Consider the following 21,242-nt stretch of genomic DNA (forward strand, 5'->3'; position numbering starts at 1 on the left):
GGTAGCCTTGGCCAACGTGTACCGGTTCCTGCTGACCCCGCGCTGGCTCGGCTACCTCGCGCTCACGCTCGTCGCCGCCACGGTGATGGTGTTCCTGGGCAACTGGCAGCTGGACCGCTACCGGGGGCGCACGGCCGTCAACGAGCGCATCGACGCCGGGGCCACCATGACGCCCGCGCCGTTGCGCGACGCGCTCCCCGCGCCCAGCGGCGGCGACGTCGGTCCCGCGCCGTCCGAGGAGCTCACCTGGAGCCGGGTCACCGCCACCGGCCGGTACGACAGCGCGAACACCGTCCTGATCCGCGGCCGGACCCTCGACCGGACGGTCGGCTTCGAGGTGCTCACCCCGCTGGTGCTTGCCGACGGCACCGCGGTGCTCGTCGACCGGGGCTGGATCCCGCCCGTGCCGGGCGCCGGCGCGACAGTCCAGCCGGACGTGCCGGCGGCGCCGACCGGCGAGGTGACAGTGACCGGCCGGGTGGTCGGCAGCGAGAGCGGCGGCGGCGCGGTCAGCCGGCGTGACGGCAAGCTGGAGGCCCGGCGCATCGACATCCCCCGCCTGGCCGAGCAGCTCCCCTACCCGGTGACCGGCGGTTACGTCCTGCTCGACGGGCAGACGCCGGCGGCCGACCCGGCCTTCCAGGCGGTCCAGATCGGGCACACGAACAACTGGCAGAACTTCGGCTACGTGTGGCAGTGGTGGATCTTCGCGGTGATGAGCCTGTTCGGCTACGGCTGGGTGGCGCGCCGGGAGGCCCGCCGCCGGGCCGGGCTGGACACCCCGGGCGAGCCGGTGGACCGCGCCGCCGAGCCGGCCACTCCCACCTCCGCCTGAACAGGCCGCACCGGGCACGGCCCGCCTCGTCGATCCTCTGCACAAGCGCCCGTTACTCGCCGTAGCGGCCATCGACGAAGGACTCCTCACGACGGATATGCCTGAGAGGCATATTCATGCCTCTCAGGCATATCCGTTCCGAGCGATGAGGCTTCCGCGCAGGGGCGGGCCGTGGATCCGGCGGCACACCGGGCGGCAGGGACGTTGGTAGGGTCCGCGGATGATCGTCAATCGTGGGGGTCGCGGTGACCTCTGACGCCACGACGCCCCCGGCCGCCGAGCCACCCGCGTACGACCCGTGGTCGGCCATGCCGCCGGCCGTCGCGCCCCCCACCGAGCAGTTCCCGGTGATCGCCGCGCCGGACGCACCGGTCACCCCCGCGCCGCTCTCCGCACCGCCCGCACCGGTCTCCGCACCGCCGCCCACCGCTCAGTTCCCGGCCGCGCCGCAGTTCTCCGCGCCGCCCGCGCAATACTCCGCGCCGCCCGCGCAGTTCTCCGCACCGCCGGTGCCGGCGGCCGGGGTGGTCGCGCCGTACCACGGGCCGGCACCCGCGGCGTACCCGCCGGCCGGGCCGGTGCCGCCCACGCAGTCGGCGGTGGCCGTGCAGATCGCCGAGATCGTGGTGACGCCGCCGGTGATCCGTACCCCGGTCGGTGTCCTGCCGCTCGCCGGTGCCTCCTGGTACGTGACCGACTACTGGCAGAAGGAGGAGAAGATCGCTCCGTGGGCCGTCGTCGCCGCGATCCTCGGCTTCTTCTGCCTGACCGTGTTCAGCCTCCTGTTCCTGCTGATCAAGGAGACGCGGCACTACGGGACCGTGCAGGTGACGGTGAGCAGTGGCGGGCACCAGTACGTCGCGCGGATCCCGGTCACCGACCAGTTCCAGGTGCAGCAGCTCAACAACCAGGTCAACTACGCCCGGTCGCTGTCGGCGGGCTGAGCCGTCAGCCGGTGACCCGGCCGGCGTGGATGGCGCGGACCGCGTCGATGGTGTCCGCCTCGGCGGCGGTCTTGTCGTGGCGGTAGCGCAGCACGCGGGCGAAGCGCAACGCCATGCCGCCCGGGTACCGGCTGCTCGTCTGCACGCCGTCGAACGCGATCTCGACCACCTGTTCCGGCCGGACCCGCACCACCCAGTCGCCCTTCTCCACGGCGAGCGACAGGAACCGTTCGGTCTGCCAGCGCAGCAGCTCGTCGGTGAGCCCCTTGAACGTCTTGCCCAGCATGACGAACTCGCCGGTGCGCGGATCGCGGGCGCCGAGGTGCAGGTTGGACAGCCAGCCCTCCCGCCGGCCGCTGCCCCACTCGACCGCGAGGACCACCAGGTCGAGCGTGTGCCGTGGCTTCACCTTGACCCAGGCCGAGCCGCGCCGGCCGGCGTCGTACGGCGCGGCCGGGTCCTTGACGACCACGCCCTCCTGACCGGCGTCGACAGCCGCGGCGAACGCCGTGGCCGCCTGCTCCGCGTCGTCCACCTCGACCCGGTCGACGAGCAGCGAACCGTCGACAGCGCGGGCCAGGGCCGCCCACCGCTCCCGGCCGGGTGCGTCGATCAGGTCGGCGCCGTCGAGGTGCAGCAGGTCGAAGAAGTACGGCGTGAGCACCGGTTCGCCGGTTCGCTCGGCGGCGGCCAGCACGGCGGGCGCGACCTGCGTCGGCCCGGTGGTGCTGGGCGTGGCGCGACGGGCCGCGCGGCTGGAGGTCTCCTGGAACGGCAGCGGCCGGCCGGCGGCGTCCAGCCCGATCGCCTCGCCGTCGAGCACCAGCTCGCGTGCGGGCAGCGCGCGGACGGCTGCGACCACCTGGGGCAGCCGGCCGGTGATCTCGTCCAGGCTGCGGGTGAAGACCGCGATGTCCGCCCCGGAGCGGTGCACCTGGATGCGGATGCCGTCGAGTTTGACGTCGACCACGGCCGGCACGCCGGTGGCGGTGAGCGCCTCGTCGACCGAGGGCGCGCTCTGCGCCAGCATCGGCGCGAGCGGACGGCCCACCTGGAGCCCGAACCCGGCCAGCGCGGCGGCACCGCCGGTGAGCGCCGCGACCGCCACCGCCCGCAGGTCACCGGCGAGCAGCAGGGCCCGCCGCACGGCGGCGACCGGCACGTCGGCGGCGCGCGCGACCGCGTCGGTCAGCAGCCCGGCCTGTGCGCCCTGGCGCAGCTCGCCCCGGAACAGGCCGGTCAGCAGGCGCTGCTCGTCGGCGGTGGCGGCGGCGAAGAGACGGCCGACCAGCTCCCGTCGCCGGGCCTGCGAACCGGACCCGGCGACGCGGGAGATCTCGTCGATCGCCGCGTCGACCGCGCCGACGGTGAGCGTCGGCTCGGCGGCCGGCGTGGGCAGGTCACGCAGGCCCGCCCAGCCGACACCGGTCTGACGCTGGCGCAGCTCACCGGCGAGGTAGCCGGCGCCGGCCGGGATCTCGCCCGGCTCCAGACCGCGCAGTGCGGCGGCCAGCAGCTCCACCTTGGCCCGACGGCCGCTGGTGGCGCCGACCGCGGCCGAGGTGGCCGCCAGCTCTGCGAAACGCACGTCCACATCCTGCCAGCCACCTGTGACATCGGGGCGGATCCGGCGACCCGGCACACCGCACGGGTGCGCCGGGGCCGCCGGGCCGACGGTCAGGCCGAGACCGGTTCCTCGATGCGCAGGCCGCGCCCGCGCACGCCCTCGGCGACCCGGGTGAGCAGCGCGTCGAGCGTGACCAGGGCGGCGGAGAGCTCGCCGATCTGTTCGTTGAGCGTGTCCTCGGACCACGCGGAGACGTCGACGTCCCCCAGAGCACGGACGGCGGCCTGAAGCCGCTCCATCTCGTCGTTCGTACGCATGTTCGAAAGGCTATAACACCCCGCCCGCCGACACACCACAAACTCCGACATCGGCCCCGAAGTTACGGTTTCGACACCTCAGACGGGGTTTCCGGCCTCCGCCACCCGGGCCAGCAGCAGCGCCTCGGCCAGGCACACCCGGGCGAACTCACCCAGGTGCAGGCTCTCGTTCGGGCCGTGCGCCCGCGCGTGCGGGTCCTCCACACCGGTCACCAGGATCGCGGCCCGCGGGAACATCTCCTGGAACGTGGCGATGAACGGGATCGATCCACCCACCCCGATGTCGACCGGGTCGGTGCCGTCCCAGGCCGTCCGGAACGCCGACCGGGCCGCGTCGAACATCGGCCCGGAGGCGTCGATGACACAGGGCGCGCCGTCGTGCTCGAACGTCACCGACACCTGCGCGCCCCACGGCGCGTGCCGCTCCAGGTGCGCGGTCAGCGCCGCGTACGCCTTCTTCGGGTCGTCGCCCGGCGCCAGCCGTACGCTCAGCTTCGCCTTCGCGGACGGCACCAGCGCGTTCGGGGCCTCGCCGGTGGACGGCGCGTCCACGCCGAGGATCGCCAGCGCCGGCTTGGTCCAGAGCCGGTCGGTGATCCGGCCGGTGCCGAACAGCGTCGCGCCGTCGACCAGGCCGGCCTCGGCCCGGAACCGGTCCTCCGGGTAGTCGACGCTGGCGCCCTCGCGGCCGACCAGCCCGTCCACCGCGACGTCGCCCGCCTCGTCGTGCAGCGTGCCGAGCAGCTTCACCAGCGCGGTGAGCGCGTCCGGCACGGCGCCGCCGAACATGCCGCTGTGCACGGCGTGGTCGAGCGTGCGCACCTCCACGAAGCAGTTGACGATGCCGCGCAGCGAGGTGGTCAGCGCCGGCACGCCGACGTCCCAGTTGGTGGAGTCGGCGATCACGATGACGTCCGAGGCCAGGTCGTCGCGGTGCTCGGCGAGCAGCCGCTCCAGCGAGTCCGAGCCGTACTCCTCCTCGCCCTCGATGAACAGCACCACGCCGACCGGGAGCCGGTCACCGAACGCGCGCAGCGCGGCGACGTGCGCCATGATGCCGGCCTTGTCGTCGGCGGCGCCCCGGCCGTAGAGGCGGCCGTCGCGCTCCACCGGCTCGAACGGGTCCGACTCCCACAGCGACAGGTCGCCGACCGGCTGCACGTCGTGGTGCGCGTACATGAGCACCGTCGGCGCGCCGGGCGGGGCCGCCTTCGTGCCGATCACCGCGGGCTGCCCGCCGGACCGGACGATCCGCGTGTCGAGGCCGCAGCCGCGCAGCAGCTCCGCCACCGCCTCGGCGGAACGCTCCACGTGCGAGTGGTCGAAGCCCTCGAAGGCGATGCCCGGGATACGGACGAGTCGCTCGAGGTCGGCACGGACGCCGGGGAGTTCCCGCTCGACGGCGGCCCGCACCTCGGACTCGGAGAGGATCGGAGTGGTCATGACCGGAATCGTATGCTGGCCTTACCCCGCCACGTCGCCCGAGCCCGATCGCCGCCTGAGGCGCACGTAGTAGCGGTCCGCGTCGTGCGGCAGGTCCGGTGCGCCGTCGACCACCAGGTCCACCGCCCTCGCGGTGTCGTCGGCGGTGAAGTGCGCCCGCTCCCCCGCGTGCCACCGGCGCAGCTCCGGCAGGATCTGCGCGCCGTCGCGAGCCAGCGCCCGGCGTAACCGCAGCTCGGCCGGCGCGGTGACCAGGACCGACAGCGTCAGCTCGGGGCGTACCGCGGCGCGGGCGGCGCTCACCCCCTCGACGATCAGCACCGGACCGGCGGGCACCGGCACCACCCGGTCCAGGAGGCGCCGGCGCACCCAGCTGTAGCGGCGGTAACCTCCCGCCCGGCCGGCCCGCACCGGGCCGAGCACCTGCTCCTCCAGCCGGGTCCAGAACGTGAGCTGGTCGTCCCAGCCGTCGAGCAGGTCGTCGGTGTGCACGAGCGGCGGTCGCACGCCGCCCGCCCGCGCCGCGAGGGCGTCCGCGAGGCGCGTCGCGAACCGGCTCTTGCCCGCGCCGCTGGGCCCGTCGACGGCGACCAGCCGGGTACGCCCCAACCGCGCCGGACCAGCCAGTACCCGACCGGCCAGCCCGGCGTACGCCTCGATCACCGCCACGTTCACCCGACCGACGCTAACGTTCCCCCGTCCGCTGGAAACTGCGACCCGGGCGGACCGTTTCGCCGAGCGGCGGCGCGGCGCGCTGGGCATCATCGGGGGGTGCTCCATGACGTGATGTGTCCGGGCGTCGACGCCCTCCTGGAACAGGCCCGCGCCGGTCTCCGCCGGCTGACCCCGCACGAGACCGTCGAGGCGGTCCGTGGCGGCGCGCTGCTTATCGACACGCGTACCGAGGCGCAGCGCCGCGAGGAGGGTGAGCTGCCCGGCGCGATCGTCATCGACCGCACCGTGCTGGAGTGGCGGCTCGACCCGGCCAGCGCGTGGCGCATACCGGAGGCCACCGGGTACGACCGCGAGGTCGTCGTGGTGTGCCGGGAGGGGTACAGCTCCAGCCTGGCCGCCGCCAGCCTCCAGACGCTGGGGCTGCGGCAGGCCACCGACATGATCGGCGGGGTGCAGGGCTGGCGGGAGGCCGGGCTGCCGATGTCCGACCGCCCGGCCGACGTGCGCTACTGAGCCGGTGGCGCGCCGGGTGGCACGAACGGCAGTCCCGGCGGTGGCCCGGACTCGATCAGCCGCCACAGCGCGTCCGTGTCGAGGTGCTCCTCCACCAGGTCGCCGAGCAGGTCGAGCGTCCGCTCCCGGGCCGCCGCGAAGGACGTGTCCGGCGCGACCTTGAACCCGGTACGCCCGGCCGCCTCCGCCACCTCGGTCAGGAACCGGCGGCGGAACGCGTCGGAAGAGAAGGCGCCGTGCCAGTGCGTGCCGTACACGGTGCCGAGACGCGCGCCCTCGCCGGTGCCGTCGGCGTGGCGCAGCAGCGGCGCGAGTCCCGGGTCTGCGGCCGTGACCCGGCCGTGGTGGATCTCGTACCCGTGCACCGGCACGTCGCCGGCGGCGGTGCCCTCGGCTCGGCGAACCGTCTTGCGCGGCTCGAAGGTGATCTCGACGGGCAGCAGCCCGAGGCCGGGTACGGTGCCCCGGCGGCTCTCCACCGCGTCGTGGATCGCCCGGCCCAGCATCTGGAAACCGCCGCAGATGCCGAGCAGCGGCCGTCCGGCGGCGGCGTGCGCCCGGACCGCGTCGGCCAGGCCGGTCTCCCGCAGCCAGGCCAGGTCGGCGACAGTCGACTTGGTGCCGGGGAGCACCACCACGTCGGCGGCGGCCAGTTCGGCCGGCTCGACGGTTAGGCGGACCCGCACGCCCGGCTCGGTCGCGAGGGCCTCCACGTCGGTGGCGTTGCTGATCCGCGGTAGCCGCACCACGGCGACGTCGAGCCAGTCGGTGCCCCGGGGCGCCGCCGGGCGGCCGAGCACCCGCCCGTACGCGAGCGAGTCCTCCGCGTCCAGCCACAGGTCCAGCGCCCAGGGCACCACCCCGTACGTCGGGCGGCCGGTGACCCGGCGCAGCATGTCCAGCCCCGGCTGGAGCAGGCCGCGGTCACCACGGAACTTGTTCACCACGAACCCGGCCAGCAGCGCCTGGTCGGCCGCGTCGAGCAGCGCGACGGTGCCGAACATCGAGGCGAACACGCCGCCCCTGTCGATGTCGCCGACCACGATCGTGGGCAGCCCCGCCTGCCGTGCCAGACCCATGTTGACGTAGTCGCCGTCGCGCAGGTTGATCTCGGCGGGGCTGCCCGCGCCCTCGCAGATCACCACGTCGTACTCGGCCCGCAACTCGGCCAGCGCCGCGTACGCCGTGGTGGCGAGCCGGGACCGTACCTCGTGGTAGTTGCCGGCGGTGACCGTGTCGACCGCCTCGCCGAGCAGCACCACCTGGCTGGCGTGGTCGCTACCCGGCTTGAGCAGCACCGGGTTGAAGCGCAGGTCGGCGTCGAGCCCGCAGGCGGCGGCCTGCATCGCCTGGGCGCGGCCCAGCTCGCCGCCGCGACCGTCCGGGCCGACCACCACGGCGGAGTTGTTCGACATGTTCTGCGCCTTGAACGGGGCGACCCGGACGCCCCGGCGGCGCAGCCAGCGGCAGATGCCGGCGGTGAGCACGCTCTTTCCGGCATCGGAGGTGGTGCCGGCGACGAGCAGCCCGCCGCTCACCGCCCGCTCCCCCGGCGGGCCGCACGCATGAGGATGCCAAGCGCGGCCCGTCCGGCCGCCCCGGCCGCACGGCCGACCGTCACCGGGTAGAGCGCGGCCAGGCCGAGCGCTGCCACACCGACCGCGCCGGAGATCCGGGCGGCCCGCTTCAGGTGCCGCGCCTCGGGCCGGGGCCCGTCGCCGAGGAACGGCCGCGTCTCGGCGCGGCCGAAGTAGACGTTGCGGCCGCCGAGCCGGACGCCGAGCGCGCCTGCCATCGCGGCCTCGCACTGACCGGCGTTCGGGCTCGGGTGGTCGGTCCGGTCCCGCCGCCACACGTGCCACGCGGCGGCGCGGTCCCCGTGCGCCACCGGCGCGACGGCCACCGTGAGCAGCCCGGTGAGCCGGGACGGCAGCAGGTTCAGCGCGTCGTCCAGCCGGGCCGCGGGGGTGCCGAAGCGGGCGTACCGGGGTGAGCGGTGGCCGACCATCGCGTCGAGCGTGTTCGCCGCCCGGTAGCCGAGCAGGCCGGGCAGGCCCGCGACGGCGCCCCAGACCAGCGGGGCGACCACGGCGTCCGAGGTGTTCTCGGCGACCGATTCGACTGTGGCGCGGGCGAGTTCGGGCTCGTCGAGGGCGGACGGGTCGCGCCCGCAGAGGTTGCCCAGGCGGGCCCGGGCGGCGGGCAGGTCGGCCCGGCCGAGTGCCCGCGCCATCACCCGGGACTCGTGCCGCAGCGTGCGCCCGCCGAGCACCGTCCAGGTGCCGGCGGCCACCAGCGCGGCCCGCGCGATCGGATGGTGCCGGGTCGCCAGCGCGGCGGCGGCACCGAGCAGGACCGGCGCGCCGACGGCGAGCGCCGTGAACGCGGTGCCGGCCGCCCGGTCGGGGCGGTAGACCCGCCGTTCCAGCGCACCGGCCGCCGTGCCGAAGCCGGCCACCGGATGCCACCGGCGGGGGTCGCCGAGCAGCGCGTCGAGCGCGTAGCCCGCCACCAACCCGGTCGCGTTCGCCATGGCGGTCGCCTGCCGCACCCGTCACCACCTCCGGCCGGCCAGCCTAGTCGTACCGCGGGGTGGTGACGCCGACGTCACCACCCCGCGCCCCCGTCGGACGAAGGGTCAGGCGGGCACCGGGGTACGCCGCCGTCCGCGACGCCCCGACGCGTTCCCGCCCGCACCGCCCGGGCTCGCGGCGCCCGCCTCGCCCTCACCCGGTCCGGCACCACCCGGCCCGTCGGCCTCCGCCGGCGCGGCCTCGCCCAGTTCGTCGTCCTCGGCCGTCGCCGGGCCGTCGTCCTCCGCGTCGCCCAGCTCGTCCTCTTCCGGGCCGCCCGACCCGGGGTCGAAGCCGGCGGCCTGTCGCACACCGGGCCGGCCGTCGAACGGGTCGGGCTCGCCCACCCGCTCGACGGTGCCGGCCAGTCCGACCCGGCCCCCGTACTCCGGCGGCGGGAAGTCGTCGTCGAAGGGCCGGTCGTCGAACGTCGCCGGGGCCTGCGCGTCCGGCACCGGCTCGGTCGCCTCGCCGTGCACCCGCTGCTCGGCCTCCGCGTCCTCGACCGTGCTGGTGGCCGCGCGGGGCTGGTTGCGCAGGAAGCGGGCGCGGCCCCGGGACAGGTCGTGCCCGACCGCGACCGCCTCCAGCTCGTAGAGCGTGCGGTGGGTGCCGGACTCGTCGGTCCAGTCCCGGGTGTAGAGGCGCCCGGCCACGATGACCGGGTCACCGACCGCCACCGAGGCGGCCACCCCCTCGGCGAGGCGGCGCCAGCAGTTGACGCGTACCCGAAGGCTGTTGCCGTCCACCCAGCGGCCGCTGTCGCGGTCGAGCCGGCGGGCGGTCGAGGCGACCTTGAAGTTGGCCACCAGCGTTCCGCTCTGCGTGGTGCGGCGCCACTCCGGCGCGGTCAGCACGTTGCCGACGATCGTCACGTACGTATCGAACATCGCCCCTCCCAGGGATCGACTTGTCCCGGTGAGCGTCGGCCGGACGCCCGCCCCGGACCACCCGCCGGCCCGGACCTGTGGACGACGAGCGGGCCTGTGGACAACCACCTGATCAAGGTCCCGATCTGCTAGGCCGACCGGCCCTACGGGTCTGACCTGCGCCGACGCATGATCGAGTGGAGCCGGCAAGCAGGCGTTCCGGAATCACGCCGGTTGGGTAAGTACTTGATCAACCGAGAGAAAGGGAGCTCCCATGCTTCTCCGAGACGTCCGCGAGGCAGCGCGATGAGCGCCGTGGCGAACCCCGCGACCGTGGCCGAGTGCCTGCGGGTCGGCGCCGGGTTCTCCCAGGGCGACCGCAACTGGATCGCCGAGCAGTTCGGGACCCTGGACGCCCGGCTCGCCGGCTTCCACGCCGACGCCACCGAGCTGGAGGTGTCCGTCAAGGATCGCGAGGCCCGGGGCCAGAAGGTGACCCTGGAGTGCTGGATCGCCGGGCGGCAGAAGATCGTCACCACCTCGACCGAGGAGGATCTGCACGCCGCGCTCAACGACGTCCGGGACGACCTGCGCCGCAAGCTCAACGACGCGAAGACCCGGCAGGAGCCGCGCCACAACAAGCACCTGCGCGCCGTCGACCAGCCCGAGGGCGTCCCGTTGCAGGACGCCGAGCGCGAGGACGCCGAGACCGTCTGAGGCCCTGTGCCCCCGTCCGTCCGGTGCGGGCGGGCGGGGGCTACCGCCGGGTAGCGAGGCGGCGTACCGTCGCGGTCGTGGAACCGGACGTGCTGGGCGCCCCCTACGAGCGGCGGACGATCGAGCTGGGCACCGACGACGAGGGGCCGGTGGTCGCGACCCTGGTGCGGCGGCGCGCCGACCGCCCGACCGGCCGCGCCGTGCTCTACGTGCACGGCTTCGTCGACTACTTCTTCCAGACCCACGTGGCAGACTTCTTCGCCGAGCGCGGCTGGGACTTCTACGCGCTCGACCTGCGCAAGTACGGCCGCAGCCTGCTCCCGCACCAGACCCCGAACTTCTGCCGTGACCTGAGCGACTACTTCCCCGAGCTGGACGCCGCCGCGGAGATCATCCGCGCAGAGGAGGGCCACGACACCCTGCTCGCGATGGGCCACTCGACCGGCGGCCTGATCATCTCGCTCTGGGCACACGACCGCCGCGACGCCGGCCTGGTCGACGGCATCGTGCTCAACAGCCCCTTCTTCGACATCAACGCGCCCTGGATGGTCCGCCGGCCCCTCGCGGCCGCCGTCTCCCGTCTGGGCCGCAGGGCGCCGCAGCGGGTACTGCCGTTCGGCCTGGGCACGGTGTACGGCGAGAGCCTGCACGCCGACCACCGGGGCGAGTGGCGCTACGACCTGGCCTGGAAGCCGCTCGCCGGGTTCCCGGTCCGGGCCGGCTGGCTCAACGCGATCCGTACCGGCCAACGTCGCCTGCGGGCCGGGCTGGACATCCCGGTGCCGGTGCTGCTCGCCTGCTCCACGCGCAGTTTCCGGGGCACCAAGTGGCACGACAGCGCCACCGGCGCCGACGCGGTGCTCGACGTCGAACACATGGTGCGCTGGGCGCCCCGCCTCGGCCGGCACGTCACGCTGGCCCGCTTCGACGGCGGGTTGCACGACCTCACGCTCTCCAGTCCCGGCGTACGCGAGAAGGTCTTCGCGGAGGTCGGACGGTGGGCGGAGGGGTTCCTCCGCGCCGGGCCGACCGAGCCGGAGCCCACGACGCCGCCGGCCCCTCGGCGGCCGGCCGACGCGAACGCCGAGGGCTGAGGCCGGCCGGCCTCGCCGCAGGCTCAGTCGGTGACGACCGCCGTGAGCGCGGCGCGGATCCGGTCGAAGGTGGCGATCGGATGGCCACCAGCCTGCGGCGGCAGCACCACGCCGAGGCAACGCAGCGCGGGCCCGCCGTCCGGCCCGGCCTCGACCGCGAACACGGGCGCGCCCACGTAGCCCGCTGGTAGTTCCGTCGTGACCCGCACCTCGCCGCCGTCCCGGGCGACCCGCTCGACAACCGCCTCCAACGGCCGTGACCCGCCGTCGCCGACGCCCAGGGCCAGCACGAACGCCGAGGCCGGCGCCGCGCCGATCCGGGCGACCGAGTCGGCCGGCGCGGCCACCGCCTCGGTGACATGCTGGGTACGCCAGCGCCAGCCCCGGTCGTCGGCCCAGCCGTGCAGACCGCCGGTCGGCATCGCGGCGAGCCCCAGCTCCGGCAGGTGCAGCCAGTGGTCGGCGAAACCGGGCAGGTCGATCGGCTCGTCCGCCCCCTCGGCCGGGTCGGTGACGCTGGGCCGCAAGCCGATCTCGCCGTACGCCCGGTCGGTGAGCGCGTCGGCGGTGAGCAGCCACTCGTGCGCGATCTCGCCGTCGTCCGTAGCGCCGACCAGCTCGCTGTAGAAGAAGGCGGTGCCGAGGACGCCGGGCGGTGTGCCCGGGCCGTCCGAGCCGGTGAGGGGCAGGATGGCCCGCCCGAGGAGCTGACACAGCTCGAAGACGATCTCGTTCTCGGTTTCCTGGTCGAGCAGCATCCGACGAGGGTACGGATCGCGTGCCGCCCGGCCCGCGCCGGACCCGCCGGAACTGTGGTGCCGGGCCGGGCCCCGGCGTGGGACGCTGAGGGGCGGAACGGACGCGCCGACCCGTACCACCGGGCACGCGGGGAGCGGCGGTACCCTCTTGGCGCGACGACCGTCGGCACGCGCCCGTAGCTCAGCGGATAGAGCAGGGGACTTCTAATCCCAAGGCCGCAGGTTCGAATCCTGCCGGGCGCACCACCGTCATCGCAGGTCAGCGACTTCCCGCACCTGGTCGAATCGATCACCACGGCCCACGTACAGCCATTCGTACAGCCAACTCAGCCGAAGAGGTGCTTCGCGGCCTCGCCCACGGCGGCCCGAGGACCCCAGCCGATACCGGCCTCACGTCAGCGTCGCCTACCTGACTACCGATGGCCCATCCGAGCCCTACCTTCAGGCGGTGCGGTCTGTGGCGCCTGAGCCCGCTACCGTCTCGATCAGCCATGTCGATCTGATCGAGATGCACCGTGATCAGCGCATGTACGAATGGCAAGTCGTCGCGCGGATGCCGCTCGGCTAGCCCATGCGGTCTTGCGAATCGACAGCTGAGGTGCGGCGGGGTTGCTGCGTACGGGCACGATTCGCAGTGTGACGAGACGGTTGAGTGTCGCATTGATGGCGGCCGGCGGGTCGGTTCTGCTGTCGGTCGCGCTGGTGTCGGTTCCCCGTTCGTGGTGGGACGTCCTGGCTTCCTGGCGGCCGGTGCTGGTGCCGGTGGCGGGAGGCTTGGCGGTACTGGTCGCGGGAGTCCTGCTGTGGCGGCACGACGCCGCGAAGCGTCAGGTGTCCGCCGCACCGACGCCACCGGAACGGCAGGTACGGCCGTTGCAGTCGTGGGTGATCCCGGCCGGGGTGCTCCTGGTAGGAGTGGTCACCTGGGCCGCGGTCGGTTGGTTGCAGGGGTCGGTGCCGCCGATGGGCGATCGGGTGGAACGGGCGAAGTTGCGGGTGGAGTCCATCCGCACCGGCTTGACCATCGGCGCGTCGGTGACCGCCGCGTTCGCGTTGCTGTTGGCGTTCCGCCGCCAGCAGTTGGCCGAGCGCACCCAGCAGGCCACCGAGTACGACGCCGGAGAGAAACGGGTCACCGAGTTGTACGTCAAGGCCGCCGACCAACTCGGCTCCGACAAGGCCCCGGTCCGCCTCGCTGGTCTGTACTCCCTGGAACGCCTCGCCCAGGACAATCCCGCCCAACGGCAGAGCATCGTCGAGGTGATCTGCGCCTACCTCCGCATGCCCTACACCCCGCCCAACGACCAACCCACCCCGGAACCCGACGACCAAACACCCCCGGACGACCCCACTTCCGCTGCACCTAGCCCGTGTTTCATAAGGCTCGGAGGTACTGGTTGATGGCGGCGATGGTCAGGGTGGCTTCGTAGCGCACGGCGAGTTTGTCGTAGCGGGTGGCCATGGCGCGGTGTTGTTTGAGCTGGTTGATGCCGCACTCCACGGCGTGGCGTCGGCGGTAGGTGTCAGGGTTGAAGGCGGGTGGCCGGCCGCCGCGGGAGCCTTTGGCTCGGCGGTGGGCGTCTTGGTCGGTCTTGCTCGGGATGCAGGCCTTGATTCGCCGTCGGCGCAGATAGGCACGGTTGGCCTTGGACGTGTAGGCCCGGTCCGCCAGAACCTGCTGCGGGCGAGTCCGGGGCCGGCCGGGACCGCAGCGGGTAACTCGGATGCGGTCGAGGACTGTGGTGAACTGCGGGCTGTCACCGCGATGCCCGGCCGTGACGACGGTGGCCAGAACCTTGCGGCCCTGTTCGCAGGCAAGGTGAGTCTTGGTGGTCCACCCGCCCCGCGAACGGCCCAGCGCATGATCCGCGGGCTCGGCGTAGATCCCGCCCGGTGGTTCTTTCTGCCGGTCGCCGTCACGACGGGCACCGGCGGCGTGTTGATGGGCGCGGCTGATCGTGGAGTCGACGCTGACGGTCCAGTCGATCCGCCCGGCCGCATCGGCGGCAGCTTGCAGCCCGGCCAGGATCCGGGCCCAGGTGCCATCACGCTGCCACCGGCGGAACCACCGATACAGCGTCTGCCACGGGGCGTAGTTCGCGGGCACGTCACGCCATGGCGCACCGGTACGTACCCGCCAGCGTATGCCGTCGATGATCTGTCGCCTGGTCCACTTGCACGGCCTTCCCCGCGACGATTCCGCAGGCAGCAACGGGCACAGGTGCTGCCACTGGATGTCGCTGAGGTCATGCCGCGCCGCCGCCGCTAGGCTGGCCACGAGGTCTCCGGTATTCAGGTTTGCTTGGTCGCTAACCCACTTACCGGAGACCTCTTCAGTTATCGATCACCGCCACGCCGTGATCTCACCCGGCCAACGCGACTTACGAAACGCGCCCTAAGGGCGTCAGTGAGTTCCCCCCGCTTTGATGGAGCGGTGGTTACCTGCTGCCGGCTGGCGCAGGGGTGGCGATAGGTGGCTCGGCTGGTTGCGGCTGGCGGGTGTGCCAGGCGGTCTCGTACTCGTTCGGGCTGAGGTAGCCCAGTTCCTTCTGTATGCGGCGGGTGTTGTACCAGCCGTCGATGTAGGCGAAGATCGCGTTCTCGGCCTCGTCGCGGGTCCGCCAGGACGTGCGGTAGACGAGTTCGATCTTCAGCGTGGACCAGAAGTTCTCCATCAGGGCGTTGTCGTACGAGTCGCCGACGGAGCCCATCGACGGCAGGATCCCGTTGTCCTGCAAGCGTTCCGCGAAGCGGAACGACGTGTAGTTCGACCCGCGGTCGCTGTGGTGGATCAACTGGCCGTCGCGGACGTCGCGCGACCAGATGCCGTATTCGAGGGCGGCGAGGATCAGGTCGGTGTCGCAGCGGTCAGACGTCTTCCACCCGACGATCCGGCGGGAAAACGCGTCGCGGACCGCAGCCAACCAGAACACACCCTCACCGCACGGGATGCGGGTGGCGTCGGCAACCCAGAGCCGGTTCGGCCCGTCGGCGGTGAACTGCCGATTGACCAGATCCGGCGCCGGCGTGTGCCGGGGATCCTGCTTCGTGGAGCCACCACGCCAGCCTCGACGCAGGAACGCCCCCTGCCAGCCCTGCTCGGCCATCAGCCGCTCGACGCGCTTGCGGCCCACGCGGATGCCGTCACGGCGCAGCTGCCGGTGGACCCGGTCAGCGCCGTAGGTGCGCCCGGAGGTCTCCCAGATCTCGTGGATGTTGGAGATCAGCCCCAGGTCGACGACGTCCCGGTCGCAGGGCTGCTCGGCCTGCTTGACCCACGCGTAGTAGGTTGAAGCGCCGATGTTGAGGACCCGTAGCAGGAGCGCGACCGCGAACTGGTCACGGTGTTCGTGAATGAACCTCATGACCGTCGCCGGGTCGGGTCGAGCTCCGCCGCGAAATACGCACTCGCGGCCTTCAGAATCTCGTTCGCCCGCCGCAACTCGGCAACTTCCTTGCGCAGCCGCCGGTTCTCGTCCGCCATCTCGCTGGTCGGCCGGTCGTGACGCTCACCCGTGTCGGCCTCGGCCTGGCGGATCCAGTTCCGCAACGCCTCGTGATGCACGCCGAGTTGCTCGGCCAGGCGCCGGATCACCGGCTTCGGGTCCGACTCGCGATACAGGCGCACGGCGCGCTGACGTAGCTCGTCGGGGTACTTCTTCGGTGCTGCCACGGACGACTTCCTCCCCACGGCCATAAGACCATGATCAAGAAGCTCCATGAAAGCGGGGGTGGCTCATCAGCGGTGACAGCGACAAACACGGCGTGGACCCAAGGGAAGAACGCCAGGTCCGCCTCGCCGCCCAACGCATCCTCGCCCGCCACCTACGACCAACAACCCCCAAAGGACAACCCGATCCCATCTACTGGGGCACGAAGGTGACCCTCGACCTCGCCGAAGCCGTCCTCATCGACCTCAATTTCAACCACTGTCATCTCCACAACGCCAACTTCACCAAAACCCGCATCATCGGCACCACCGCGTTCGGCGGGGCGACGTTCAGCGGCAATGCCAGGTTCGGCGGGGCGACGTTCAGCGGCAATGCCGGGTTCGGCGGGGCGACGTTCAGCGGCAATGCCAGGTTCGGCGGGGCGACGTTCAGCGGCAATGCCGGGTTCGGCGGGGCGACGTTCAGCGGCGACGCCGGGTTCGATGGGGCGACGTTCAGCGGCAATGCCAGGTTCGGCGGGGCGACGTTCAGCGGCAATGCCAGGTTCGATGGGGCGACGTTCAGCGGCGACGCCGGGTTCGATGGGGCGACGTTCAGCGGCGACGCCGGGTTCGGCGGGGCGACGTTCAGCGGCGACGCCGGGTTCGATGGGGCGACGTTCAGCGGCGACGCCGGGTTCGGCGGGGCGACGTTCAGCGGCAATGCCAGGTTCGGCGGGGCGACGTTCAGCGGCGACGCCTGGTTCGTCGGCGCGACGTTCAGCGGCGACGCCGGGTTCGATGGGGCGACCTTCAGCAGGGCCGGGTTCAGCGAAGCGACGTTCAGCGGCGACACCTGGTTCAGCGGGGCGAGGTTCAACGGCGACACCTGGTTCAGCGGGGCGAGGTTCAACGGCGAAGCCAGGTTCGGCGAGGCGAGGTTCAGCGGCCAAGCCAGGTTCGTCGGGGCGACGTTCAGCGGCGATGCCAGGTTCGTCGGGGCGACGTTCAGCCGCTACGCCGGGTTCAGCGAGGCGATGTTCAGCCGCTACGCCGGGTTCGCCGGGGCGACGTTCAGCGGCGACGCCGGGTTCAGCAGGGCGAAGTTCAGCGGCGACGCCGGGTTCGCCGAAGCGACGTTCAGCGGCGACGCCTGGTTCGGCGAGGCGAGGTTCAACGGCGACGCCGGGTTCGGCGAGGCGAGGTTCAACGGCGACGCCGGGTTCAGATGGGCGAGGTTCAGCGGCGACGCCGGGTTCGTCGGGGCGAGGTTCAGCGGCGACGCCTGGTTCGGCGAGGCGACGTTCAGCAGCGGCCCCGGGTTCAGCAGGGCGACGTTTAACGGTACCGCGAGGTTCGAAGGGGCGACCGTTGCCGGAGCGAGGTACGGCGGGCCGAAGCAGGCCGACGAATAACGTTGCCGAATTGGCCTCTATCAGATCAAGGCGGCCCGCAAGCGGGCCGCGCTGGCCGCGCTCGGCCTGCTGGCGGCGCAAGCGCCGGCATCGGCCGGCGCGCCGGCCGATTAGGTGCATGCCTCCGGCGGGGGCCAGACGACTCCGAGATGGAGTTGCCGAATGGTTCCGGTTCGTGGGTGGTGGGATGCCATCCCGCCAGCCACCGACCCAGGCGGAGCCGAGCAAACCAGGGCCAGGGTGTGTGGGTCGGCGGCAGACGGGATGGCACGTCGCTTAGGCGGGCGGACCGGGCGGCCACCACTTCACGAAGAGGCGGACCGACTCTGGGGCGCGCGCCGAACCCGGTAAGCCACCTGCCGACAGGAGCCAGAGCAGAAGCGACGGGGCCGCCCATTCCGTGTCCGCCCGAACTCCCGACCACAGACCTCGCATGAGCCATACCGCCTGTTGTATTCACGGTCAAAGTCTTCAAGCTCCTGTGTCTGCCAGTCCTTCATGTAGGGCTCTAGCAGGTCGCTGTACCGCTGAAGCACCGCCTCCCAGGTTCCCCGCGTCATCGCTGATTGCACGACGTCGATCACGTCGTTGCGGCCCTGAAGCTTCCACATCGTGCGGGCTTCAATCTGCCTCACCCGCTCGCGGGTCACACCGAAGCGCTTCCCGATCTCATCGAGTGTCTGGAAGGCCCAGAACCGCAGGAGCAGAATGTTGCGCTCTCGGTCGCTGAGCTGTTCCAGAGCGCCGATGAAGTCCTCGGGGCTGCGGAGGGCACGATCCGCAGTGGTATCGCGATGGACGCGACCACGTTTCACGGCATGCCTCCGCTGGACTGATCGGCGCCGGGAGGAATCAACGAGCTGCCGTCCGCGGGCGGCAGCTGGGGCGTAACCGAGTTGCTGGGATTGGTCGGGAGGCTCCGGACCACGGAGGCCAGCTGCCCCAACCAAGGCACCAATCCAACGATACGGGCGAGCGCAAGCAGGACCTCCGGGACGTCCTGAGCGCGGGCCTTCTTGAACGCGAACCTAGCCAGCCCAAGCACCAAGATGACCAAGGCAGCAAGGGTAACGGTCCAGGTGAGGAGAAACAGAAGGCCGAGGTTGAAGAAGTCGGGGTGGAGGTTCAATGGCGGTCCCTTCCATGAACGAGAAAGGCCCCAACGCGGGGATGCGTTGAGGCCGGGCGGTCTACTTCGGGCACAAAAAAACCCTTGCCTGCTCGACAAGGGCTTCTAGCAATGTGGGGACACAATGGTGACCCGTTGTGACGCTAACGATAGCAAGATCATCGGCGTCGCGCAACGCTTGGAAGGCCGGTTTGGTGCGACGGTCTACTGGTCAGCCGGTTGGGCGCGGACGCACCCAGCGGGGTGCCAAGTTGTCGGAGGTTTCGTAACGCACCCTGGGTAACCGGCAAGGACGCACCTCGTAACGCGGCGCCGGAGAGAAGGCTTGGCTGTACAGCCATCCGTACAGCCAAGGCCACCGACTGACGCCGACGCCACCCGACAACGACGGGCGGCCTGACCAGGTGCGCAGTGTCGGCTCCGCCTGAAAACTGACCCCGTGGTTCCGGCTGAGTTTTGACCCCCTCCGGAAGCATCGGGAGGTGCTGAGCGTGGAGGACTGGGCGGAGATCCGTCGGTTGCACCGGGCAGAGCGGATGGCGATCAAGGCCATCTGCCGTCGGCTGGGGGTCTCGCGGAACACGGTGCGCAAGGCCTTGGCCAGTCATGAGCCGCCCCGCTATCAGCGGGCGGCCAGGGGTTCGATCGTGGACGCGGTCGAGCCGCAGATCAGGGCGCTGTTGGCGGAGATCCCGGACATGCCGACGACGGTGATCATGGAGCGGGTCGGGTGGACTCGCGGCAAGACGGTGTTCTCCGATCGGGTGCAGCAGCTGCGGCCGTTGTTCCGCCGGCCGGATCCGGCCCAGCGGACGGAGTATCTGCCGGGTGAGCTGGCGCAGTGTGATCTGTGGTTCCCGCCGGCGGACGTGCCGTTGGGCTTCGGGCAGGTCGGCCGGCCACCGGTGCTGGTGATGGTGTCCGGGTATTCGCGGTGGATGTCAGCGGTGATGATCCCGTCGCGGCAGTCGCCGGACCTGCTGGTCGGACACTGGACGCTGATCTCCGGCTGGGGGCGGGTGCCCAAGGCGTTGGTGTGGGACAACGAGTCCGCCGTCGGGCAGTGGCGGGCCGGCAGGCCGCAGTTGACCGAGGCGATGAACACCTTCCGCGGCACCCTCGGCATCAAGGTGATCCAGTGCCGGCCGGCGGACCCCGAATCGAAGGGCCTGGTCGAACGGGCCAACGGCTATCTGGAGACCTCGTTCCTGCCCGGACGCCGCTTCGCCTCACCCGGCGACTTCAACGCTCAGCTCACCGAGTGGTTGGTGCGGGCGAACAACCGCCAGCACCGGATGCTGGGCTGCCGCCCGCTGGACCGGTGGGACGCCGACCGGCAGGTGATGCTGCCACTGCCACCGGTTGCGCCGGTGGTCGGCTGGCGGCAGACCACCCGCCTTCCCCGCGATCACTACGTCCGCTTGGACGGCAACGACTACTCGGTGCACCCATCCGTGGTCGGCCGGCGGGTCGAGGTGAGCGCCGACTGTGACCAGGTGACGGTGTTCTGCGACGGTCGGGTGGTGGCCCGGCATGACCGTTGCTGGGCGAAGCATCAGAGCATCACCGATCCCGCACACCGGCAAGCCGCCGTCGATCTGCGTGTCGCCGCCCGACGCACCCCGACGACTGCCGTTGACGCCCAGGTCGAACGCCGGCCGTTGAGCGACTACGACCGGATGTTCGGCCTGGACGAGGTGGCTGCGTGATGGCCACCAAGACCAACAGCCGCAACCTGGCCTCGGAGATCGCGTTCCTCACCCGTGCCCTGAAGGCGCCGTCCCTGGCCGCCTCCGTCGAGCGCCTGGCCGAGCGGGCCCGGGCAGAGTCGTGGACGCATGAGGAGTTCCTCGCCGCCTGCCTGCAACGCGAGGTCGCCGCCCGCGAAGCCCACGGCGGAGAAGGACGCATCCGGGCCGCCCGCTTTCCGGCCCGCAAGAGCCTGGAGGAGTTCGACTTCGAGCACCAACGCTCGCTGAAGCGGGAGACGATCGCCCACCTCGGCACCCTCGACTTCGTGGCGTCGAAGGAGAACGTCGTCTTCTTGGGCCCGCCCGGCACCGGCAAGACCCACCTGTCCATCGGCCTCGGGATCCGGGCCTGCCAGGCAGGACACCGGGTCGCGTTCGCCACCGCCGCCCAATGGGTGTCCCGCCTCGCCGACGCCCACCACGCCGGCCGGCTGCAGGACGAACTGGTCAAGCTCGGCCGGATCCCGCTGCTGATCGTCGACGAAGTCGGCTACATCCCCTTCGAAGCCGAAGCCGCGAACCTGTTCTTCCAGCTCGTCTCCAGCCGCTACAAATGAGCCTCGCTGATCGTCACCAGCAACAAGCCCTTCGGCCGCTGGGGCGAAGTGTTCGGCGACGACGTGGTGGCCGCAGCCATGATCGACCGCCTCGTTCACCACGCCGAGGTGATCTCGATGAAGGGCGACAGCTACCGGCTCAAAGACCGCGACCTCGGCCGCGTTCCCGCAGCCACCAAGATCGACGACTGAACATCAACAACCAGTGAGGGGGTCAAAATTCGGCCGGAACAGAGGGGTCAAAGTTCAGCCGGCGTTGACACGCAGCCAACCGACCAGCCATCCACGAACTTCTTCTAGTCCCAATGCCGCAGGTTCGAATCCTGCCCGGGCGCACCCTCACCACCGCAGGTCGGCGGCTTTTAGCTCTCGGTCAAGACGATCACCGCAGCCCTCGTGAAGCCAAGTCAGCCGAAGACGAGACGTCGTGTCATGC

The 21,242-nt window shown here is 71.8% G+C and carries 20 protein-coding genes, 1 tRNA gene and 1 pseudogene; 10 read left to right on the forward strand and 12 right to left on the reverse strand.

Going from position 1 to position 21,242, the window contains the following annotated elements; translation table 11 throughout:
- Positions 1 to 16 precede the first annotated feature (16 nt).
- Both O7611_RS22175 and O7611_RS22180 read left to right on the forward strand, forming a co-directional pair.
- Positions 17 to 835 (forward strand): SURF1 family cytochrome oxidase biogenesis protein, encoded by an 819-nt coding sequence (locus O7611_RS22175; RefSeq protein WP_194800709.1) that lies wholly within the window; start codon positions 17 to 19, stop codon positions 833 to 835.
- A gap of 245 nt (positions 836 to 1,080) precedes the next feature.
- Positions 1,081 to 1,779, forward strand: a complete 699-nt coding sequence (locus O7611_RS22180) for a hypothetical protein (RefSeq protein WP_269697506.1) — start codon at positions 1,081 to 1,083, stop codon at positions 1,777 to 1,779.
- 4 nt (positions 1,780 to 1,783) lie between these two features.
- Here O7611_RS22180 and O7611_RS22185 read toward each other — a convergent pair whose 3' ends face one another.
- The 4 genes from O7611_RS22185 to O7611_RS22200 all read right to left on the reverse strand — a co-directional run bounded on the left by O7611_RS22185 (position 1,784) and on the right by O7611_RS22200 (position 5,781).
- Positions 1,784 to 3,367, reverse strand: a complete 1,584-nt coding sequence (locus O7611_RS22185) for an ATP-dependent DNA ligase (RefSeq protein WP_194800707.1) — start codon at positions 3,365 to 3,367, stop codon at positions 1,784 to 1,786.
- A gap of 89 nt (positions 3,368 to 3,456) precedes the next feature.
- Positions 3,457 to 3,663 carry a hypothetical protein gene (locus O7611_RS22190; protein ID WP_030273275.1) on the reverse strand — a complete coding sequence of 69 codons (207 nt, stop codon included), beginning with the start codon at positions 3,661 to 3,663 and terminating at the stop codon, positions 3,457 to 3,459.
- A gap of 78 nt (positions 3,664 to 3,741) precedes the next feature.
- A complete protein-coding gene (locus tag O7611_RS22195; protein ID WP_194800706.1) occupies positions 3,742 to 5,106 on the reverse strand; it encodes a dipeptidase in 1,365 nt (454 codons plus the stop codon).
- A 21-nt stretch (positions 5,107 to 5,127) separates the two neighbouring features.
- Complete coding sequence (locus O7611_RS22200; RefSeq protein ID WP_269697507.1) at positions 5,128 to 5,781, reverse strand: uridine kinase family protein; 654 nt, start codon at positions 5,779 to 5,781, stop codon at positions 5,128 to 5,130.
- 111 nt (positions 5,782 to 5,892) lie between these two features.
- On the opposite strand from O7611_RS22200, the gene O7611_RS22205 reads away from it, so the two are divergent.
- The gene (locus O7611_RS22205; RefSeq protein WP_194800739.1) at positions 5,893 to 6,294 is read left to right on the forward strand and encodes a rhodanese-like domain-containing protein; all 402 of its coding nucleotides are present in this window, start codon (positions 5,893 to 5,895) and stop codon (positions 6,292 to 6,294) included.
- Here O7611_RS22205 and O7611_RS22210 read toward each other — a convergent pair.
- The 3 genes from O7611_RS22210 to ssb all read right to left on the reverse strand — a co-directional run bounded on the left by O7611_RS22210 (position 6,288) and on the right by ssb (position 9,757).
- The gene (locus tag O7611_RS22210) at positions 6,288 to 7,832 is read right to left on the reverse strand and encodes a cobyric acid synthase (RefSeq protein ID WP_194800704.1); all 1,545 of its coding nucleotides are present in this window, start codon (positions 7,830 to 7,832) and stop codon (positions 6,288 to 6,290) included. The genes O7611_RS22205 and O7611_RS22210 overlap by 7 nt on opposite strands.
- Entirely contained in the window at positions 7,829 to 8,845 is a 1,017-nt protein-coding gene (locus tag O7611_RS22215) for a cobalamin biosynthesis protein (protein WP_370584927.1), read from the reverse strand. The genes O7611_RS22210 and O7611_RS22215 overlap by 4 nt, the downstream gene beginning before the upstream one ends.
- An 87-nt stretch (positions 8,846 to 8,932) precedes the next feature.
- Positions 8,933 to 9,757: a single-stranded DNA-binding protein gene (gene ssb, locus O7611_RS22220; RefSeq protein WP_194800703.1), complete on the reverse strand. Its 825-nt coding sequence runs from the start codon at positions 9,755 to 9,757 to the stop codon at positions 8,933 to 8,935.
- Between the two features lie 285 nt (positions 9,758 to 10,042).
- Between ssb and O7611_RS22225 the strand changes: the two genes are divergently transcribed.
- Together O7611_RS22225 and O7611_RS22230 are read left to right on the forward strand one after the other, a co-directional pair.
- A complete protein-coding gene (locus tag O7611_RS22225) occupies positions 10,043 to 10,453 on the forward strand; it encodes an HPF/RaiA family ribosome-associated protein (protein ID WP_194800702.1) in 411 nt (136 codons plus the stop codon).
- 77 nt (positions 10,454 to 10,530) lie between these two features.
- Positions 10,531 to 11,547 (forward strand): alpha/beta hydrolase, encoded by a 1,017-nt coding sequence (locus tag O7611_RS22230; protein WP_262014115.1) that lies wholly within the window; start codon positions 10,531 to 10,533, stop codon positions 11,545 to 11,547.
- A 23-nt stretch (positions 11,548 to 11,570) separates the two neighbouring features.
- On the opposite strand, the gene O7611_RS22235 is transcribed toward O7611_RS22230, so the two are convergent.
- On the reverse strand, positions 11,571 to 12,305 hold the full coding sequence (locus tag O7611_RS22235; protein ID WP_194800700.1) for a hypothetical protein: 735 nt from the start codon (positions 12,303 to 12,305) through the stop codon (positions 11,571 to 11,573).
- Between the two features lie 170 nt (positions 12,306 to 12,475).
- Between O7611_RS22235 and O7611_RS22240 the strand changes: the two genes are divergently transcribed.
- A tRNA-Arg gene (locus O7611_RS22240) sits at positions 12,476 to 12,551 on the forward strand.
- Between the two features lie 390 nt (positions 12,552 to 12,941).
- The gene (locus tag O7611_RS22245) at positions 12,942 to 13,706 is read left to right on the forward strand and encodes a hypothetical protein (protein ID WP_269697508.1); all 765 of its coding nucleotides are present in this window, start codon (positions 12,942 to 12,944) and stop codon (positions 13,704 to 13,706) included.
- Here the strand turns inward: O7611_RS22245 and O7611_RS22250 are convergent.
- The 3 genes from O7611_RS22250 to O7611_RS22260 form a co-directional block, all read right to left on the reverse strand.
- Positions 13,681 to 14,583 carry an IS5 family transposase gene (locus O7611_RS22250; RefSeq protein WP_269697083.1) on the reverse strand — a complete coding sequence of 301 codons (903 nt, stop codon included), beginning with the start codon at positions 14,581 to 14,583 and terminating at the stop codon, positions 13,681 to 13,683. The two genes, O7611_RS22245 and O7611_RS22250, sit on opposite strands and share 26 nt — an antisense overlap.
- Positions 14,584 to 14,743: 160 nt before the next feature.
- The gene (locus O7611_RS22255; RefSeq protein WP_194803492.1) at positions 14,744 to 15,670 is read right to left on the reverse strand and encodes an IS3 family transposase; all 927 of its coding nucleotides are present in this window, start codon (positions 15,668 to 15,670) and stop codon (positions 14,744 to 14,746) included.
- A complete protein-coding gene (locus O7611_RS22260) occupies positions 15,667 to 15,978 on the reverse strand; it encodes a transposase (protein WP_194803493.1) in 312 nt (103 codons plus the stop codon). Before O7611_RS22260 ends, O7611_RS22255 begins: the two co-directional genes overlap by 4 nt.
- Before the next feature lie 206 nt (positions 15,979 to 16,184).
- Between O7611_RS22260 and O7611_RS22265 the strand changes: the two genes are divergently transcribed.
- On the forward strand, positions 16,185 to 17,369 hold the full coding sequence (locus O7611_RS22265) for a pentapeptide repeat-containing protein (RefSeq protein ID WP_269697509.1): 1,185 nt from the start codon (positions 16,185 to 16,187) through the stop codon (positions 17,367 to 17,369).
- A 305-nt stretch (positions 17,370 to 17,674) separates the two neighbouring features.
- Here O7611_RS22265 and O7611_RS32005 read toward each other — a convergent pair whose 3' ends face one another.
- Complete coding sequence (locus tag O7611_RS32005) at positions 17,675 to 18,184, reverse strand: sigma-70 family RNA polymerase sigma factor (protein WP_442929366.1); 510 nt, start codon at positions 18,182 to 18,184, stop codon at positions 17,675 to 17,677.
- Between the two features lie 796 nt (positions 18,185 to 18,980).
- On the opposite strand from O7611_RS32005, the gene istA reads away from it, so the two are divergent.
- Together istA and istB are read left to right on the forward strand one after the other, a co-directional pair.
- Positions 18,981 to 20,207, forward strand: coding sequence for an IS21 family transposase (istA, locus tag O7611_RS22275; protein WP_269697510.1), 1,227 nt, complete (start codon positions 18,981 to 18,983; stop codon positions 20,205 to 20,207).
- Positions 20,207 to 20,998, forward strand: a pseudogene (gene istB, locus O7611_RS22280) (IS21-like element helper ATPase IstB). The gene istA and the pseudogene istB overlap by 1 nt, the downstream one beginning before the upstream one ends.
- Positions 20,999 to 21,242 lie beyond the last annotated feature (244 nt).

It is taken from the genome of Micromonospora sp. WMMC273 (assembly GCF_027460285.1).
In the GTDB taxonomy this organism is placed as follows: Bacteria; Actinomycetota; Actinomycetes; order Mycobacteriales; family Micromonosporaceae; genus Micromonospora; species Micromonospora aurantiaca.

Bases quoted from the DNA above. Each gene is read 5' to 3' on its own strand.
- O7611_RS22190 (WP_030273275.1), bottom strand. From the start codon at position 3,663: ATGCGTACGAACGACGAGATGGAGCGGCTTCAGGCCGCCGTCCGTGCT.
- O7611_RS22195 (WP_194800706.1), bottom strand. From the start codon at position 5,106: ATGACCACTCCGATCCTCTCCGAGTCCGAGGTGCGGGCCGCCGTCGAG.
- O7611_RS22205 (WP_194800739.1), top strand. From the start codon at position 5,893: ATGTGTCCGGGCGTCGACGCCCTCCTGGAACAGGCCCGCGCCGGTCTC.
- ssb (WP_194800703.1), bottom strand. From the start codon at position 9,757: ATGTTCGATACGTACGTGACGATCGTCGGCAACGTGCTGACCGCGCCG.
- O7611_RS22225 (WP_194800702.1), top strand. From the start codon at position 10,043: ATGAGCGCCGTGGCGAACCCCGCGACCGTGGCCGAGTGCCTGCGGGTC.
- O7611_RS22235 (WP_194800700.1), bottom strand. From the start codon at position 12,305: ATGCTGCTCGACCAGGAAACCGAGAACGAGATCGTCTTCGAGCTGTGT.
- O7611_RS22255 (WP_194803492.1), bottom strand. From the start codon at position 15,670: ATGAGGTTCATTCACGAACACCGTGACCAGTTCGCGGTCGCGCTCCTG.